The following is a 15,914-nucleotide window of genomic DNA, read 5'->3' on the forward strand; positions in this document are numbered from 1 at the left end:
GCGCCTAGGCGAGCTCCGCGTTTGACGGCTCGAGGGGTCACTCTATGTACAGAGCCCCCGGGTTGTACAGCTGTTCAGTTGCTGAGCAGCTACGCACCGGGGGGAGTCTATGGCATGACCGGCCTCGATCGTGATTTACGGCGACCATACCTGTGACTGAAGTGATCTATGTGAAAGTTGATGCAACTGTTACGTCAGATTGCGAGGTTTGTTCACTCGAAGATCAGTCGAAACGGACCGAATCGTCGACGAGTACGTCAATTCGACGGGCAAGGTCGAAGTCCAGTTCCGTGAGACCGCCCGCCGAGTGTGTCGAAAGCGTGTACGTGACCTTTCGCCAGCGAACGTCGATGTCGGGATGATGATCCGCGGCCTCGGCGACTGCCGCGATGCGTTGAAGAAGCGCGATGGCGTCCGGGAATGTCGCGGAGTCGACCGTGCGAGTGATCGACCCTGGCGACAGTTGCCAGGCGGGCAGTTCGTCGAGAGCGTTTTGGATCGCGGAGTCGGACAACAAAGTGGCCATACTCCATCATGGTGCGATGAGTGATGCACCTGCAAGGGATCGGGAAGTTGTCGCCGGTGCGATCTTCCGTGAGGGAAGGCTGCTCCTCGCGCAGCGGACGAGTCCGCCGGCTTTGGCCGGTCGTTGGGAGCTGCCGGGCGGGAAGGTCGAAGAATTCGAATCGCCACAGAACGCGTTGGTGCGGGAGCTGCTCGAGGAACTGGCGGTCGAGGTGAGATGCGGCGCCAGAATCGGTGTCGACGTGCCACTGTCGCCTGGGTTGGTCCTGCGGGCCTACCGGGCGGAGTTGGTGTCGGGAGAACCGGTCGCGCTCGACCATGCTCAATTGACATGGGTCGACGCCGAAGAACTGTTGTCGATGGATCTGGTGGACAACGATCGAGCCTGGATCCCCGAGTTACTCGCGGAATTGAGCGCGCTTACGCCGCACGAGCCTTCTTGAGACCCGCTTTCAGTTCCTTCTTGGATGCGCCCTCGTTCTCGAGCTTCTTCATCCGCATGATGACGACGGGACACTTGATGCACCGCGTCTTCTTGCGGCAGCACTTCTTCTTCGGCTTGAGCTGCGAGACCTTGCTTGCCTTGACTTTTCCCATGTGACGCTGCGGCTTTCCTGTTTCACTACGGCGGAGAGCCCGCTCTTGGAACGAGGTTAGCGTACCCTTAAATGACCTGTTTCTCCAGGTCGTAATCCTACGCGCATCGGCGTGGTGCAGATCACTATTCGCTGGTGGGGGCGGTGATAGAGGCCGCACAATGCAGGAGTATCAGCCCGGAGCGAGTAGTATTTACTAGGCCGCGGTGCCTTCTCAGGCGATTCGTGCCCTGATTCGGATCACACACTCGTGCAGCGGCCACCAGAAGAGCCGTGCGACTTGACTTTCGCGTGGCCGAATCAACTCAGCCAGGAGAGCCATCGCGTGACCATCACCAGCTTCCGTAACGTTGCCATCGTCGCACACGTCGACCACGGCAAGACCACCCTCGTCGACGCCATGCTTCGTCAGTCCGGCGCGTTCGAGGAGCGCGCCGAGCTGGTCGATCGCGTTATGGACTCCGGCGACCTCGAACGCGAGAAGGGCATCACCATTCTCGCGAAGAACACCGCAGTACATAAGGTCAACGAAGACGGTTCCATCACCGTCATCAACGTCATCGACACCCCCGGCCACGCCGACTTCGGTGGCGAGGTCGAGCGCGGCCTGTCCATGGTCGACGGCGTCGTCCTGCTCGTCGATGCTTCCGAGGGACCCCTGCCGCAGACGCGTTTCGTGCTGCGCAAGGCACTCGCCGCTTCGCTGCCCGTCATCCTGGTCGTCAACAAGACGGACCGCCCCGACGCCCGCATCGAAGAGGTTGTCACCGAGGCTCAGGACCTGCTCCTCGACCTCGCATCGGACCTGTCCGACGAGGCCGCCGAAGCCGCTGAGCTCGCACTCGAACTTCCCGTCCTCTACGCGTCCGGTCGCGAAGGCAAGGCATCGACCGTGCAGCCCGAGAACGGCAAGGCTCCCGACGCCGAGGACCTCACCGCACTCTTCCAGGTGCTGATGGAGTACGTCCCCGCGCCGAAGGGCTCGGTCGACGCACCGCTGCAGGCTCACGTCACCAACCTCGACGCATCCGCATTCCTCGGTCGCCTCGCACTCGTTCGCATCCACAACGGCGAGCTGCGCAAGGGCCAGACCGTGTCCTGGTGCCGCGAGGTCGACGGCGAGCCCGTCGTCACGAAGACCAAGATCACCGAACTCCTCACGACCATCGGTGTCGAGCGCGTTCCCGGTGAGGTCGCCGTCGCCGGTGACATCTGCGCCGTCGCAGGATTCCCGGACATCATGATCGGCGACACCCTCGCCGATCTGGAGAACCCGGTCGCACTGCCCCGCATCACCGTCGACCAGCCGGCAATCTCGGTCACTATCGGCACCAACACGTCACCGCTCGTTGGTCGCGTCAAGGGTCACAAGCTGACTGCACGCATGGTCAAGTCCCGCCTGGACCAGGAGCTCGTCGGTAACGTCTCGCTCAAGGTCCTCGACATCGGTCGCCCCGATGCGTGGGAGGTCCAGGGTCGTGGAGAGCTCGCGCTCGCCATCCTCGTCGAGCAGATGCGTCGTGAGGGCTTCGAACTCACCGTCGGTAAGCCGCAGGTTGTCACGCAGCTCGTCGACGGCAAGGTTCACGAGCCTTTCGAAGAGCTGACCATCGACAGCCCCGAGGAGTACCTCGGCGCCATCACGCAGCTCCTGGCCAACCGCAAGGGCAAGATGGTCCAGATGTCGAACCACGGCGCAGGCTGGGTTCGCATGGAGTTCATCGTTCCTTCGCGTGGCCTCATCGGCTTCCGCACGGACTTCCTCACGGAAACCCGCGGAACCGGTATCGCCAACGCCGTGTTCGACGGATACGGTCCGTGGGCCGGCGAGATCCGTGCGCGCCACACCGGCTCGCTCGTCTCGGACCGCTCCGGCACGGTGACGCCGTTCGCCATGATCCAGTTGGCCGACCGTGGAACCTTCTTCGTCGAGCCCGGCGCAGACACCTACGAGGGACACGTCGTCGGTATCAACCCGCGTCAGGAAGACCTCGACATCAACGTCACCCGCGAGAAGAAGCTGACCAACATGCGTCAGTCGTCCGCAGACGTGATGGAGACCCTCGCAAAGCCGATCAAGCTCGAACTCGAAGCAGCGATGGAGTTCTGCTCCAGCGACGAGTGCGTCGAGGTCACCCCGGAGGACGTCCGCGTCCGCAAGGTGCACCTCAACGCAACCGAGCGCGCTCGCGAGCGTTCACGTAGCAAGGCACGCGACAAGGCTGCTCTGTAGTCTTTCGTCGGTTACAACCTGACAGGCGGATGTGCCTTTCAGCCGAGTTTTCGGCGGAAAGGTACATTCGCCTTCATGGTTTCCAGGCGAAAGATCTGCCAGGGAATCGAGTGCAAAGGGGCGACGCGGCCCCGTACGGAAGGAATTGTCTGTGGCCTCAGGACGTCGCTACCTGGCGTTGGCAGTGGCAGTGACGGCGTTGTCACTGACTGCATGTACAGCCGATCCGCCGCCTCCGGTCGAGAGCACCGAAACCGTCAAGCCCACACCGACTCCGGTCGTTCCGGCGATGAAGCAGGTCACTGTGGCAATCGACGAGGTGGGAGGCGGATTCAACCCGCACCTGCTCGCGGATCAGTCGCCGGTCAACTCCGCAGTCGGCAACCTCGTACTGCCCAGTGCGTTTCGCCCGATCAATTCGCCCACACAACCTGGCGCGACGGAGTGGGCGATCGACGATTCTTTCCTCGTTTCCGCTGATGTGACGTCGGAGGCCCCGTTCACGATTCGCTACCAACTGCGCAACGAAGCCCAATGGTCGGACGGCGCTCCCATTGCGGCAGAAGACTTTCGCTACCTGTGGCAGCAGATGATCTCGGTTCCCGGTGTGGTCAATCCCGCGGGCTATCAGATGATCGACGACGTGAACTCGTCCGGCGGCGGCAAAACGGTCAACGTCGTGATGCGTGCGCCGTATCCGGCATGGCGAGAGTTGTTCACCGATATTCTTCCGTCCCACCTGATCAAGGACACTCCCGGCGGTTTCAGCACCGGCCTGAGTGAGGGGATTCCGGTGTCGGGAGCCCACTTTCACGTGCGCTCGGTCGACCGCGGCCGGGACGAAATCGTGCTCGAACGCAACGACCGATTCTGGGGCAAGCCTTCAGACCCGGATCAGATAGTTCTGCGACGCGGAGGAACGGCTGCGCAGTTGGCGGATGCGCTGCGTACCGACGATGCCCAAGTGGCGCAGGTTCATTCGGGTAGTGCCACGGATATTCAGCTGTCTGCAATCCCGGGTGTCAGGACGGCATTCTCCTACGTTCCGCGCACTCTCGACATCAACGTGAACGGGCGAAGCAAGAACTTCGCGGATGTTCGGGTGCGTAAAGGTGTTCTGGGACTGCTCGATCCGGACCTGCTCGCCGTGGTGGCGGCAGGGAGTGAATCGGCGTCGGCCCCGGTGAAAGCTCAGATCCTCGCTCCGTCGGATCCGGGATATGCGCCCACCGCGCCGCCGAAACCGACCAGGGAGCAAGCACTGGGCGAGCTGACTGCAGCCGGCTACCTGACGGCACCGCCCACCGGAATCGTCACGGGCACTGGAACGGTCGGATCGATCGTCCGTGACGGCGCCCAGTTGACACTGCTGATCGGCGCTCCCGAAAACGACGACATCGCGATCGCCGTGGCAAACACCGCTGCCGACGAATTGCGTGACGTGGGAATCCTGGCGACCGTCGAATCGGTGGCGCCGGAGGAACTCTACGGCGAGGACCTGACGACAGGACGCGTCGACATGATCGTCGGTTGGAGCCGGGCAGGCGCCGACACGGCCACTTCGCTGGCCTCGCGGTTCAGTTGCCCGAGCGCACCTTCCACTCCGGCAACAAGTTCGGCAGTGCCCGCACCGACGCCGTCGCAGACACCGGAGCCCATCCGAACGACAAGCGTCGAGGCTCCGAGCAACCTGTCCGGGCTGTGTGATCCGGCGTTGCAAGGTCGGATCGACGAAGCGCTCAGTGGCATCGGGGATCTGGGGTCGTTGATCGCCGATGCGGAACCCAAGCTGTGGGATCTTGCGGCGGTTTTGCCGATCGTGCAGAGCCGAGCGCTGGTCGCGGTCGGGACCGGAGTCGAGGGCGTGGTCCTCGACGGGCCGGTGCAGGTGGGGATATTCGGAAACGCTACGGACTGGGTGAGGGTGGAAAAGTGACCGCGTCGGCGAAGCGACTTCTGTTGGTGCACGCACATCCGGACGACGAAACGATCACCACCGGTGGCACCATCGCGCGATACGCGTCCGAAGGCGTCGAGGTCACAGTCCTCACCTGCACGTTGGGGGAGGAAGGCGAAGTGATCGGTGATGCGTGGGCCGGGCTCGTGGCTTCCGAGGCCGATCAACTCGGTGGCTACCGGATCGCGGAACTGAGCGCTGCTTTGTCGGCTTTGGGCAGTGCCGCTCCTCGCTTCCTCGCCGATGCCGGTCGGTATCGCGACTCCGGAATGATCGGCACACCTTCGGCCGCCAATCCCCGTGCTTTTGTCAATGCTCGACTCGACGAAGCAGTTGGCGCGGTGGTCGCCGTCATTCGTGAGATTCGGCCGCACGTCGTGATCACGTACGACCCCAACGGCGGCTACGGGCACCCGGATCACATCCAGGCGCACGCGATCACGACAGCGGCGGTCGAAGCTGCAGGAACGACCGCGTATCCCGAGACCGGCGAGCCGTGGTCGACTCCGAAGTTCTACTGGACCGTGACCGAGCGCAGCGGACTCGAACGCGGCATCGCGGCGATTTCCGAGTTCCCGGAGAACTGGCGTCTGCCCGAGCCCGGGGAATTGCCGAGTGTCGAGGACGCAGACGTGACGACGGCAATCGACGTTCGAGGCGTCATCGATGCGAAGGCGAGGGCATTCAGCGCCCACGCCACTCAGGTGACGGTAGCCCCGAGCCGAGCCGAGTTCGCATTGTCGAACAACGTGGTCCAACCGATCCTGACGGTCGAGCATTTCGTATTGGCCGCCGGCGCGCTCGGTCCGGTGGGTGAGGACGGCCGCGAGCGCGATCTGTTCGGCGGGCTGCACAGCTGACCTGGGCGTCGGCTCTCAGGCATTGCGATCGACGCCGTAGTGGTGTGTGATGCGTGTCACCGGATGGGTGGTCCTTTCGGTAACAGCAAAGCCTGGGGGCTGAAGAAATGTACAACTGGGACCTGCAGAACCAGATCGTCGCCTTCGTCGATTCGTTGCGTCCGATGGCTGGTTATTACCACGACTTGTATTACGGGTCGCTCTACGCATTCGCAGATCAGCAGAGTCATTTGCTGACTCTGCTCGGGTTCCCGCCGGTTCCCTGATCAGCTTCGTGCTTTGCGGGCGCGAGCCGGGGTGCTTGTCGGGAGGGACCCCGCGCTCGCGCGATGACGACCGATAGACCACTATCAAAACCATGACGACGGTCGAGAACAACACGGACGCCTCGACAGGAACGTCGCTGTCGTGGCTCGACCCTGTCATCCTCGGCGTCCTGATTTTCGACGGGTTCTTGTGCGCGGTGTTGTCCGTCCTGTTCTTGCCGACTCATCTCGGTACGACGGCATTTCCCATCAGCATTCTCGTAGCCGCGACCGCGAACCTCGTATTGGTGATCGCCGCCCGCACGGTTACGACGCCGGGTAGGGCCGCATTGCCGCTCGCCGGTTGGATCGTCGGGTTCTTGGTGTGCATGGTGGGCGGCCCCGGCGGCGACGTACTCGTGCTTTCGTCCCCTCTGACCTTCCTGCTGCTGGTCGGTGCGATCGCTCCGGCCGCCGTTTTCCTCTTCAAAGTGGCGATCAACAGACTCGCCACCCTCAGCTCGCAATAGTTCTCGGCGCGCGCGTAGGAAACTGACCCGTGCATAAGGGACACTCAGCCTGTGGCTGAACATGATTTGGCGGGTGCGACTATCGCCTTGACCGCAGAACGGCGTGTCGAAGAATTTGCGACGCTCCTCGAACGTCGAGGCGCGGAGATCGTGCGGACACCGGTGATCCATGTGCTGCCGTTGGTGGACGATCGAGACCTGAGGACTCAGACGTCCGCTTTGATTGCCGATCCTCCGGAATTGGTCGTGATCAGTACCGGGATCGGCTTCAGGGGTTGGCTCGACGCCGTCGCCTCGTGGGGTTTGACCGAGGAGTTCCTCGGGGCTCTCGCCCACACGCGCATCATCGCCCGCGGCCCCAAGGCGACGGGCGCCATCCGAGGCGCCGGACTGCGCGAGGAATGGTCGCCTTCGGGTGAGTCGTCCGAGGAAGTTCTGGCACATCTCGGAAGCGAGGGAGTGGCAGGCTTGCGCATCGCAGTCCAGTTGCACGGCACCATCACCGAATGGGAGCCGTTGACGGACCTGAGCGCCTCCCTCGCCGACATCGGCGCGGTTGTCACTCCGGTATCGGTCTATCGGTGGATCCGGCCGCCGGATCAGTCGCCGGTCCGCGCATTGGTCGCTGCAGTTCGTTCCGGTGCGATCGACGCGCTGACCTTCACCAGTGCCCCCGCGGTCTCCTCGATGCTCAGCACGGCAAAAGAAATGGGCGAGCTGGAGCGGTTCGTCGCAGCGATGCGCGGACCGGTACCGACCTACTGCGTCGGACCGGTCACGGCCGCTCCGCTGGAACTCCTCGGTGTTCCGACCATCCAGCCCGAGCGATCGCGTCTCGGTTCGCTGGCGAGGCTCATCATCGACGACCTGCCCACACGTCGCCACCGCCCGGAGTGACGGCTTCGATCAATTCCCACGCGTTCTCGGCGGGGAGATCGATCACCTCGTAGCTTCCGGTGCCGGCGGGCGTCGCGGCGACGACGGTTGCCACTCCCGCGCGCCTCTGGAAGAACGTCTCGCGCACCGTCCATCCGATGACACCTTCGGATTCGAGACTGTGACGCTGGCGATCGAGCGAGCCGTTTCGGGTGATCAACCATCCGGGTAGTACTGCGTGGCCGAGGCCCTTGTATCGGTCGTAGGCGAGGGCGGTGCCACCGATGGCGAGTACGGCGACCCCGAACCACGCGTAGATCGGTACATCGAGTCCAGAAGCCGTGCACGCCACACAGACCAGGAACGCCACCGCGGCGAGGAACAGTGCTCGGGTGTACCGGCGACGCCGCGCGGCCGGGCCGTGCGGGATCAGCGGGGCGGACGCCTGGCGTGAGTCACCGATCACGGTGGCCATCACTCGCTCGGCTTCCCTGCGCGGTCCCTGCGGGAGCAGTAGCGAAGATTCCTTCTTCTCGGCGCTGACCCCGGTCATGATGGCGTCGAGCCGCGCGCCGCGGGCCAATCGCAGCAGGAGCGGTTCCTTGAGCGTCGTGCCGCGGAGGCGGGCGCGGTCGAGTGTGGTTTGCCGAGTCTTCAACAGGCCGTGACTGACATGCAGGATGCGGCCGTTGTCGGTGAGTTTCATGTTGCCGAACGCGATCAGGTACTGGACGCAGGCGAGTGCACTCGACAGCACCAGCAGCACGACGAGTGCGATGACGACCATCAGTGCGATGCCGAGGCTCTCGAGTGAGTCGAAGCTGTCGCTTACTGCCGAGGATTTCGCGACGGCAGTGCCGATGCCGTATTGGAACGAGATGCCGATGATGGCTGCGATGATGGCGATTCCGGTGAACGAAAAGGGGGCGTAGCGAACCCAACTCGGTTCCCAGTGACCGATTTCGGTGTCGACCGGTTCGGTGATGCTTTCGACCGGCGTGCCCGGGGTTTCCAGTCGCCGTGCTTGCTGGGCGCCGGCCAACAGTGCGGCGCGTAGGTCCGGAACCAGGGCGGTCGACAGGGCGTTGAGCTCGAACTTGTTCGAATCGTGGCCGCTCCCGGCGCGTTGGCCGGTACCGATGCGCACGATCGACAGTCCGAGCAACCGGTGCATGACCCCGGCCTCGACGTCGACGGATCGGATGCGGCTACGCGGGACGGAGAGCAGCTTTTTCTGGAAGACCCCGGTGCGCAGTTGAACGTGGACGGGTCCGATTCGGTACGTGGTGGTGAAATACCGCAACAGACCGAAGATGACGAGCAGAGTGACGACGCCGAGTCCCCACCAGTGGTTTCCGGATTGGCTGCCGAGAACTACGGAGACGAGTAGGACCGGGAGCAGTTTGACGACTTCGTTGACGGGGTGGACCAGAAGCATGCGTCGGTCGAGGCGGAGCCAGGGCTGTTCCTCTTCCGCGGCCTCGGCAGCTGCCGTTTCCGCCTCTGCCGGGATCTCGATCGCGGTCGGGTCGCCCAACTGTTTCTCGTTCACGTCGCGTCTCCCACGTTGGTACCCGCGATCTCCGTCAGTTGAGCCACCGTGCGGTCGGCGACTTCCTGGTCGAGTGCGGAGATCTTCACGGCCCCGGCCGACGACGCTGTCGTGACCGTGACGGTTGCCAGACCCAACATGCGGTCGATCGGTCCGCGCTCGGTGTCCACGGTCTGCACGCGCGAGATCGGTGCGATGCGTCGCTCCTGGGTGAACCAGCCGGTGCGGGTGTATACCGCGGTGTCACTGATCTCCCATCGGTGGACGCGATACCGCCACGCCGGGACCATCAGAATGTAGGTGGCAGCGAAGAGCACGGTGACTGCGAATACGGTGCCGACCACCCAGGACGGGATTCCGGGTATCAAGACGGCACAGACGATTTCGGCGACGATGACGGGTACCCAGAACAGTGAGGCAGTGATTGCCCACAGCCTCGGGGCTTTGGTGCTGGGTCGCCATAAGGGGTCGGCCATGGTCAGCGGTTGCGGCGCAGTCATGGGCACTACTTTGGTCGAGTGAGGGGCGATCTGTCGACATCGGCCCTATCGTGGAGTGTGGCGACCGCGAAGGGAGCACGTGATGACCGAACAAGATGCGACATTCGACCCGGAGGCTCCGGAATCAGATGCGCTCGAACAATCGACACCCGTAGATCCGAACGCCCCTGAAGAACCCGATCTGACCGACATTCCGCTCGACGCGCCAGTGGCTGACGTGGTGGATCAACGAGTCGAGGTTGCGGTCGACGACGACTACCGGCCGTCGTGATCGAGGCGGTGTCGGGGCGGTGAGGCCTCCTACTTCTGGCACCGGGTGGCACTAGTCGTCCCACATGGCGCATGATCGCTAGGTGAACCGAACTGGTGATGACTCCGGCAAACCCACCATGCTTCCGATGCCAGGTATTTCCGCGTCCGCCTCGTCCAGTCCGTCGCCCGGCCCGTCAGCGTCGGCGATGCGGCGAGTTCTCCGTCGTGCACGCGACGGAGCGACCCTGAACGTCGACGAGGCGGCAACGCTGCTGCAGGCACGGGGAACCGATCTGACCGATCTGTGTTCTTCGGCGGCCAAGGTTCGCGATGCCGGTCTGCTGGCAGCGGGTCGGCCGAACACCGTGACGTATTCGCGGAAAGTTTTCATTCCGCTGACCCGTCTGTGCCAGGACAAGTGCCACTACTGCACATTCGTCACGGTGCCGGGGAAGCTGCGTGCCGCTGGGCACGGCATGTTCCTGGAACCGGACGAGGTTTTGGACATTGCCCGGGCAGGCGCCGAATTGGGCTGCAAGGAAGCGTTGTTCACGCTGGGGGATCGCCCCGAGGCTCGCTGGCCGGAAGCCAAGCAATGGCTGGACGAACGCGGCTACGACTCCACCCTCGACTATGTGCGTGCGATGTCGATCCGGGTACTCGAGGAGACCGGACTGCTCCCGCACCTCAATCCCGGTGTGATGAGCTGGCAGGAACTCTCGCGGCTCAAGCCCGTTGCGCCGTCGATGGGCATGATGCTCGAGACGACCGCAACCCGCCTGTTCACCGACAAGGGCGAATGCCACTACGGCAGCCCGGACAAGGACCCGGCGGTTCGGCTACGCACCCTGACCGACGCAGGCCGACTGAACATCCCCTTCACCACCGGAATTCTTGTGGGCATCGGGGAGAACTTCCTCGAGCGTGCCGAGTCGATCATGGCGATACGCAAGTCGCAGAAGGCGTTCGGCCACATCCAGGAAGTGATCATTCAGAACTTCCTGGCCAAGCCTGATACCGCGATGCGCAATACCCCTGATGCGGGACTCGCCGAGTTTCTCGCGGCCATCGCGGTCGCACGCCTGTTGCTCGGGCCGACGATGCGGATTCAGAGTCCGCCGAATCTCGTCTCGAACAGCGAGTGCCTCGCGCTGCTCGGCGCAGGCGTGGACGACTGGGGCGGGGTATCACCGTTGACCCCCGATCACGTCAACCCCGAGCGTCCCTGGCCGAATCTCGAGACCTTGGCCGAGATCAGCGCCGAGGGCGGCTTCACGCTGACCGAACGCACTGCGGCCCAACCGGCATATGTCCTCGCCGGGGCTCCGTGGATCGATCCGCGCATTGCGGGTCACGTGCAGGCACTGGCGGACCCCAAGACCGGCCTCGCCCTGCCCGACACCAAACCGGTGGGTCGACCGTGGCAGGAACCGGACGAGTCGTGGGAATCGAGCGGACGCGTCGATCTCAATACCGAGATCGACACGGACGGGCGCAACACCGAGACCCGCAGTGACCTGGGCAGTGCGTTCGGCGACTGGGAGACCGTGCGCGAACAGGTCCTCGAACTCAGTGCTCCGATTCGCGTCGACACCGATCTGCTGGCTGCGCTCCGCAGTGCCGAACGCGACCCGGCCGGATGTTCCGACGACGAGTACCTGGCCCTTGCCACGGCGGAGGGCCCGGGCCTGGAAGCCGTTGTGGCACTGGCGGATGCGCTGCGCAAGGATGCCGTCGGCGAGGACGTCACCTACGTGGTGAACCGGAACATCAACTTCACCAACATCTGCTACACGGGCTGCCGATTCTGTGCGTTCGCGCAGCGCAAGGGTGACGCCGACGCGTTCACGCTGTCGGCAGAGCAGGTCGCCGACCGTGCGTGGGAAGCGCACGTCGCCGGCGCAACCGAGGTGTGCATGCAGGGCGGTATCGATCCGGAACTTCCCGTCACCGGTTACGCCGACCTGGTCCGGGCCGTCAAGAAGCGCGTGCCGTCGATGCACGTCCACGCGTTCTCTCCGATGGAGATCGTGAACGGTGCATCGCGCAGTGGTGAGAGCATCAGGGATTGGCTGACGGCCCTTCGTGAGGCGGGCCTGGACACCATTCCCGGTACGGCAGCGGAGATCCTCGACGACGAGGTGCGCTGGATCCTCACCAAGGGCAAACTGCCGACGGCGGAATGGATCGAAGTGGTCACCACGGCGCACGAGGTGGGGCTGCGGTCGAGTTCGACGATGATGTACGGGCATGTCGATCAGCCGCACCATTGGGTCGGGCACCTGAACGTTCTTCGCGGAATCCAGGACCGTACAGGCGGATTCACGGAGTTCGTGCTGCTGCCGTTCGTTCACCAGAGCGCGCCCCTGTACCTGGCGGGCGCTTCCCGGCCAGGGCCGACCAATCGGGACAACCGCGCTGCGCACGCGTTGGCACGCATCATGCTGCACGGCCGCATACCCAATATCCAGACCAGCTGGGTCAAACTTGGCATCACCGGAACGCAGATGATGCTCAACGGCGGCGCCAACGACCTCGGCGGAACGCTGATGGAAGAGACGATCTCGCGGATGGCCGGCTCGGAACACGGTTCCGAGAAGACCGTCGCAGAGCTGCGCGCCATCGCCGAGGGAATCGGACGCCCGGCACGCGAACGAACCACCACACATGCACGACGCGAAGGAGCGATTGCCTGATGGCTGACGTACTGGGGGACCGCAAGGTCGTCGAGGTTCTCGATCGAGCGGTGTGGGGGATCAACCCGGTTCTCGACCTCGCCTACAGCGATCCGCTCGGTATCAAACGTCGGACGTTCGAGCCGACCGATCCCGAGCGAAACGCTGCTGCGATGGTGTTGGACGCGGCCGCTTGGGTCCTCGACGTCGTCAAGTTCCCCGGGACGGCGGCGTGGTCGGTGATGACCGACGAGCAGCGCTCGAAGTGGTGGACGACCCGGTTGGGTGCACTCAACACCGTCGCCGTCGCGTTTCCCGGCATCTTCGGCGTCCTCCTCAATCGGTTGCCGATCCAGGACCTGCTGGCCTTCGCGAATCAGGCCGTTGTGCTCGTTGCGGTTGCCCGTGAACACGGAGTGACCGAACGGGATCAGCAGGTGGACCTCCTGGCGTCGGTGCTGTGCCGGCGTGAGACGAAGTCTCGAGAGCTTCTCACCGGAGAAGACTTCGCCGAGAAATCAGCCGGCGGCGCCGACGAGACCTGGCGCCCGTTCGCGCTCATCGGAACGTTGTGGCGCACGTCCAAGACTTTTCGTGCCATCACGGACGAGTTGCACAAGCGGCCGTCGCGGACAAAACCGTACGAGATCATCGGCAAGATTCCGGTGGTCGGCGTCGTGGCGGATTACCTCGGTGAGCGGGGCGCACTGGTACGCGCGGCCGCTCTGGGGGAGAAGTGGATCGCGATTCGGTCGAGGAACTTCACCGCAGTAGGCTGAAATGTGTTACCCCCGCCTGCTCAGAGTCGGTCGGCAGGGGGATAATAGGCTGTTCCCGCGGTACGTGAGAGTCGTATCGGATTTTCGGCCCCTTGCAACTGCGTGTTGCGGCGGCGATGCACGACAGGAAGGCAGGGAGATCGGCAGTGACCTACACGATTGCTGAACCGTGTGTAGATGTGATGGACAAGGCGTGCATCGAAGAATGCCCTGTCGACTGCATCTACGAGGGTGGACGCATGCTTTACATCCACCCCGACGAGTGTGTCGACTGCGGCGCGTGTGAGCCTGTCTGTCCCGTCGAAGCCATCTTCTACGAAGACGACGTCCCGGACCAGTGGAACGCGTACATCAGCACCAACGTCGATTTCTTCGACGATCTCGGCTCACCGGGTGGAGCGGCCAAGCTCGGCAAGGTCGACTACGACACGCCGTTCATCAAGGCGCTGCCTCCCATGGGTGAGGAATAGAGATCTTGTCTCGTACTCCGGTGGCCGCTGGGCTTCCTGATTTTCCGTGGGATTCGCTCGCCGATGTCACGGCGAAGGCGCACTCTCATCCCGACGGCATCGTGAACCTGTCCGTGGGGACGCCGGTGGATCCGGTGGACCCGGTGATTCAGGAGGCTCTGGCCTCTGTTGCCGAGGTGCCCGGATACCCGACGACTCATGGCACGCTCGCGCTTCGCGAGGCCGTGGCGGAGTCACTGGATCGCCGCTACAACATTCCCGACGTCGATCCGGCAGCGGTGCTGCCGGCCATCGGTACCAAGGAAATGATCGCGTGGCTGCCGAAATTGCTCGGTCTCGGAGCCGGCGATCTGGTGGTCATTCCGGAGTTGGCGTACCCGACGTACGAGGTCGCAGCGAAACTGGCAGGTGCTCGTGTCCTGCGCGCCGACGGCTTGAACAAGCTCGGTCCCGAGTCGGCGGCGATGATCTTCGTGAACTCGCCCTCGAATCCCACCGGCAAGGTGCTCGGCCTCGAGCACTTGCAGAAGGTCGTGGCCTGGGCGCGCGAGCGCGGCGCCATCGTCGTCTCCGACGAGTGCTACCTCGGATTGACGTGGGAAGCCGATGCGCTCTCCATTCTCGATCCTCGTGTCAACGACGGTGATCTGACCGGTTTGCTTGCGGTCCACTCACTTTCGAAGACGTCCAATCTCGCGAGCTATCGCGCCGGGTTCGTCACCGGTGATCCGGCTCTGGTGTCGGAACTGCTCGAGGTGCGCAAGCATGCGGGCATGATCCTGCCGCTACCGATCCAGGCGGCGATGACCGCAGCCTTGGGCGACGACCAACACGAGAACATCCAGCGCGAGCGGTACCGCGAGCGTCGTAGTGTGTTGATCGAAGCTGTTCGAGGCGCCGGATTCACCGTCGACAATTCCGAGGCAGGTCTGTACCTCTGGGCGACGCGCGGCGAGGAATGTCGAGCGACGGTCAGTTGGTTCGCCGATCGTGGGATCCTCGTTGCCCCCGGTGAGTTCTACGGACCGAGCGGGAGAAAGCACGTTCGGATCGCTCTCACCGCAACAGACGAACGAATCGCCGCGGCAGCAAAGCGCCTCTCCGCCTGAACCGTGTGCTTTCGCGGGTGTCAGGTTCCCTGATGTCGGTATCGGTCCGATGTAAGGTCGCGCTGTGACCACCTCAGGGACCGGCGGCTTGGACGCGGTACTGATTTTTGCTGTCGTTGCTGCCTCGGTTGCACTGATGCTCGTGTGGTTGAAAAGTCGTCGAGTTTTCGGAGAATTCCCACTCTCGGCAGCTCTCCTCTGGCTGATGGTTGCAGTGCCTTCCATCTTGCAGGCGGCGATGCCGGGACTGCTCGAGATGTTTCGTCGTGATCCCGCGTTGATTCGTGACGGGCAATGGTGGCGCATTCTGACCTCCGTGCTCGTTCAGGACGGAGGGGCCGCAGGAACTGTCACCAATCTCGCGACGCTGGCCGTGGTTGCACCGCTTGCGTTTCGGCTCTGGGGCGCCGCACGTGGCTGGGCTCTCTTCCTGCTCGGTCAACTGTTGTTCGGTTTGCTCACCACCGCAGTCTTCCCGTCGACCGGCGCAGGCAACTCCGGTGCCACGCTTGCTCTGGCAGCGGCGGCCGCGGGCATCGGCGTTCTGGTGCGCCCGCGAATGCCTGAGATTGTTCTGACGGTCCTGATTGTCGTCGGCGGCGCAACATTGGTGACGGTCGACGACGCACACGGATTCGCGGTGCTTTCCGGGGCGCTCTTGGGGGCTGCGCTGGTGACGCTGTTCCCTCCGCACTCGATGGACGCGCGTCGGGCAGGAGAAAGTTTGCGACCATCCGCGCTGTGAGATGCTGTCG

Annotated in this window: 17 protein-coding genes; 13 read left to right on the plus strand and 4 right to left on the minus strand. The window is 63.7% G+C overall.

The window, feature by feature from the left end; all coding sequences use genetic code 11:
• Positions 1-223: 223 nt before the first annotated feature.
• A complete protein-coding gene (locus YH3_RS21220) occupies positions 224-526 on the minus strand; it encodes a 4a-hydroxytetrahydrobiopterin dehydratase (RefSeq protein ID WP_003945236.1) in 303 nt (100 codons plus the stop codon).
• Positions 527-542: 16 nt separating this feature from the next.
• On the opposite strand from YH3_RS21220, the gene YH3_RS21225 reads away from it, so the two are divergent.
• Entirely contained in the window at positions 543-968 is a 426-nt protein-coding gene (locus tag YH3_RS21225; protein ID WP_030536227.1) for a (deoxy)nucleoside triphosphate pyrophosphohydrolase, read from the plus strand.
• Here the strand turns inward: YH3_RS21225 and YH3_RS36135 are convergent.
• Positions 946-1,122: a hypothetical protein gene (locus YH3_RS36135; RefSeq protein WP_003945207.1), complete on the minus strand. Its 177-nt coding sequence runs from the start codon at positions 1,120-1,122 to the stop codon at positions 946-948. The two genes, YH3_RS21225 and YH3_RS36135, sit on opposite strands and share 23 nt — an antisense overlap.
• A gap of 324 nt (positions 1,123-1,446) precedes the next feature.
• On the opposite strand from YH3_RS36135, the gene typA reads away from it, so the two are divergent.
• The 6 genes from typA to YH3_RS21250 all read left to right on the plus strand — a co-directional run bounded on the left by typA (position 1,447) and on the right by YH3_RS21250 (position 7,843).
• Positions 1,447-3,354, plus strand: a complete 1,908-nt coding sequence (gene typA, locus YH3_RS21230) for a translational GTPase TypA (RefSeq protein ID WP_007726276.1) — start codon at positions 1,447-1,449, stop codon at positions 3,352-3,354.
• Positions 3,355-3,505: 151 nt separating this feature from the next.
• Positions 3,506-5,290 carry an ABC transporter family substrate-binding protein gene (locus tag YH3_RS21235; RefSeq protein WP_064444024.1) on the plus strand — a complete coding sequence of 595 codons (1,785 nt, stop codon included), beginning with the start codon at positions 3,506-3,508 and terminating at the stop codon, positions 5,288-5,290.
• A complete protein-coding gene (gene mshB / locus YH3_RS21240) occupies positions 5,287-6,171 on the plus strand; it encodes an N-acetyl-1-D-myo-inositol-2-amino-2-deoxy-alpha-D-glucopyranoside deacetylase (protein ID WP_064444025.1) in 885 nt (294 codons plus the stop codon). Before YH3_RS21235 ends, mshB begins: the two co-directional genes overlap by 4 nt.
• A 107-nt stretch (positions 6,172-6,278) precedes the next feature.
• Complete coding sequence (locus YH3_RS36140; protein ID WP_003945210.1) at positions 6,279-6,437, plus strand: hypothetical protein; 159 nt, start codon at positions 6,279-6,281, stop codon at positions 6,435-6,437.
• Positions 6,438-6,529: 92 nt separating this feature from the next.
• Positions 6,530-6,946 (plus strand): hypothetical protein, encoded by a 417-nt coding sequence (locus YH3_RS21245; protein WP_030536224.1) that lies wholly within the window; start codon positions 6,530-6,532, stop codon positions 6,944-6,946.
• Between the two features lie 51 nt (positions 6,947-6,997).
• Positions 6,998-7,843: a uroporphyrinogen-III synthase gene (locus YH3_RS21250; RefSeq protein WP_003945251.1), complete on the plus strand. Its 846-nt coding sequence runs from the start codon at positions 6,998-7,000 to the stop codon at positions 7,841-7,843.
• Here the strand turns inward: YH3_RS21250 and YH3_RS21255 are convergent.
• Positions 7,803-9,374, minus strand: a complete 1,572-nt coding sequence (locus YH3_RS21255) for a PH domain-containing protein (RefSeq protein WP_082920626.1) — start codon at positions 9,372-9,374, stop codon at positions 7,803-7,805. The two genes, YH3_RS21250 and YH3_RS21255, sit on opposite strands and share 41 nt — an antisense overlap.
• Positions 9,371-9,874, minus strand: a complete 504-nt coding sequence (locus YH3_RS21260; protein ID WP_007726268.1) for a PH domain-containing protein — start codon at positions 9,872-9,874, stop codon at positions 9,371-9,373. Before YH3_RS21260 ends, YH3_RS21255 begins: the two co-directional genes overlap by 4 nt.
• An 82-nt stretch (positions 9,875-9,956) precedes the next feature.
• Here YH3_RS21260 and YH3_RS21265 point away from each other — a divergent pair, with 82 nt between their 5' ends.
• The 6 genes from YH3_RS21265 to YH3_RS21290 all read left to right on the plus strand — a co-directional run bounded on the left by YH3_RS21265 (position 9,957) and on the right by YH3_RS21290 (position 15,904).
• The gene (locus YH3_RS21265) at positions 9,957-10,145 is read left to right on the plus strand and encodes a hypothetical protein (protein WP_003945217.1); all 189 of its coding nucleotides are present in this window, start codon (positions 9,957-9,959) and stop codon (positions 10,143-10,145) included.
• 118 nt (positions 10,146-10,263) lie between these two features.
• Positions 10,264-12,822: a bifunctional FO biosynthesis protein CofGH gene (locus YH3_RS21270; protein WP_030536221.1), complete on the plus strand. Its 2,559-nt coding sequence runs from the start codon at positions 10,264-10,266 to the stop codon at positions 12,820-12,822.
• A complete protein-coding gene (locus YH3_RS21275) occupies positions 12,822-13,580 on the plus strand; it encodes a hypothetical protein (protein WP_030536220.1) in 759 nt (252 codons plus the stop codon). The genes YH3_RS21270 and YH3_RS21275 overlap by 1 nt, the downstream gene beginning before the upstream one ends.
• Before the next feature lie 146 nt (positions 13,581-13,726).
• A complete protein-coding gene (gene fdxA, locus YH3_RS21280; RefSeq protein ID WP_003945248.1) occupies positions 13,727-14,050 on the plus strand; it encodes a ferredoxin in 324 nt (107 codons plus the stop codon).
• Positions 14,051-14,055: 5 nt separating this feature from the next.
• Positions 14,056-15,159, plus strand: a complete 1,104-nt coding sequence (gene dapC / locus YH3_RS21285; protein ID WP_030536219.1) for a succinyldiaminopimelate transaminase — start codon at positions 14,056-14,058, stop codon at positions 15,157-15,159.
• A 64-nt stretch (positions 15,160-15,223) separates the two neighbouring features.
• Complete coding sequence (locus tag YH3_RS21290; protein ID WP_030536218.1) at positions 15,224-15,904, plus strand: hypothetical protein; 681 nt, start codon at positions 15,224-15,226, stop codon at positions 15,902-15,904.
• The last annotated feature ends 10 nt before the right edge of the window (positions 15,905-15,914 follow it).

Source organism: Rhodococcus sp. YH3-3 (assembly GCF_001653035.1).
GTDB lineage: Bacteria > Actinomycetota > Actinomycetes > Mycobacteriales > Mycobacteriaceae > Rhodococcus_F > Rhodococcus_F qingshengii.

Coding starts and splice junctions, on each gene's coding strand:
- YH3_RS21265 (WP_003945217.1), top strand. CDS start 9,957: ATGACCGAACAAGATGCGACATTCGACCCGGAGGCTCCGGAATCAGAT.
- YH3_RS36135 (WP_003945207.1), bottom strand. CDS start 1,122: ATGGGAAAAGTCAAGGCAAGCAAGGTCTCGCAGCTCAAGCCGAAGAAG.
- YH3_RS36140 (WP_003945210.1), top strand. CDS start 6,279: ATGTACAACTGGGACCTGCAGAACCAGATCGTCGCCTTCGTCGATTCG.
- YH3_RS21275 (WP_030536220.1), top strand. CDS start 12,822: ATGGCTGACGTACTGGGGGACCGCAAGGTCGTCGAGGTTCTCGATCGA.
- YH3_RS21220 (WP_003945236.1), bottom strand. CDS start 526: ATGGCCACTTTGTTGTCCGACTCCGCGATCCAAAACGCTCTCGACGAA.
- YH3_RS21225 (WP_030536227.1), top strand. CDS start 543: ATGAGTGATGCACCTGCAAGGGATCGGGAAGTTGTCGCCGGTGCGATC.
- YH3_RS21245 (WP_030536224.1), top strand. CDS start 6,530: ATGACGACGGTCGAGAACAACACGGACGCCTCGACAGGAACGTCGCTG.
- YH3_RS21260 (WP_007726268.1), bottom strand. CDS start 9,874: ATGACTGCGCCGCAACCGCTGACCATGGCCGACCCCTTATGGCGACCC.
- YH3_RS21270 (WP_030536221.1), top strand. CDS start 10,264: ATGCTTCCGATGCCAGGTATTTCCGCGTCCGCCTCGTCCAGTCCGTCG.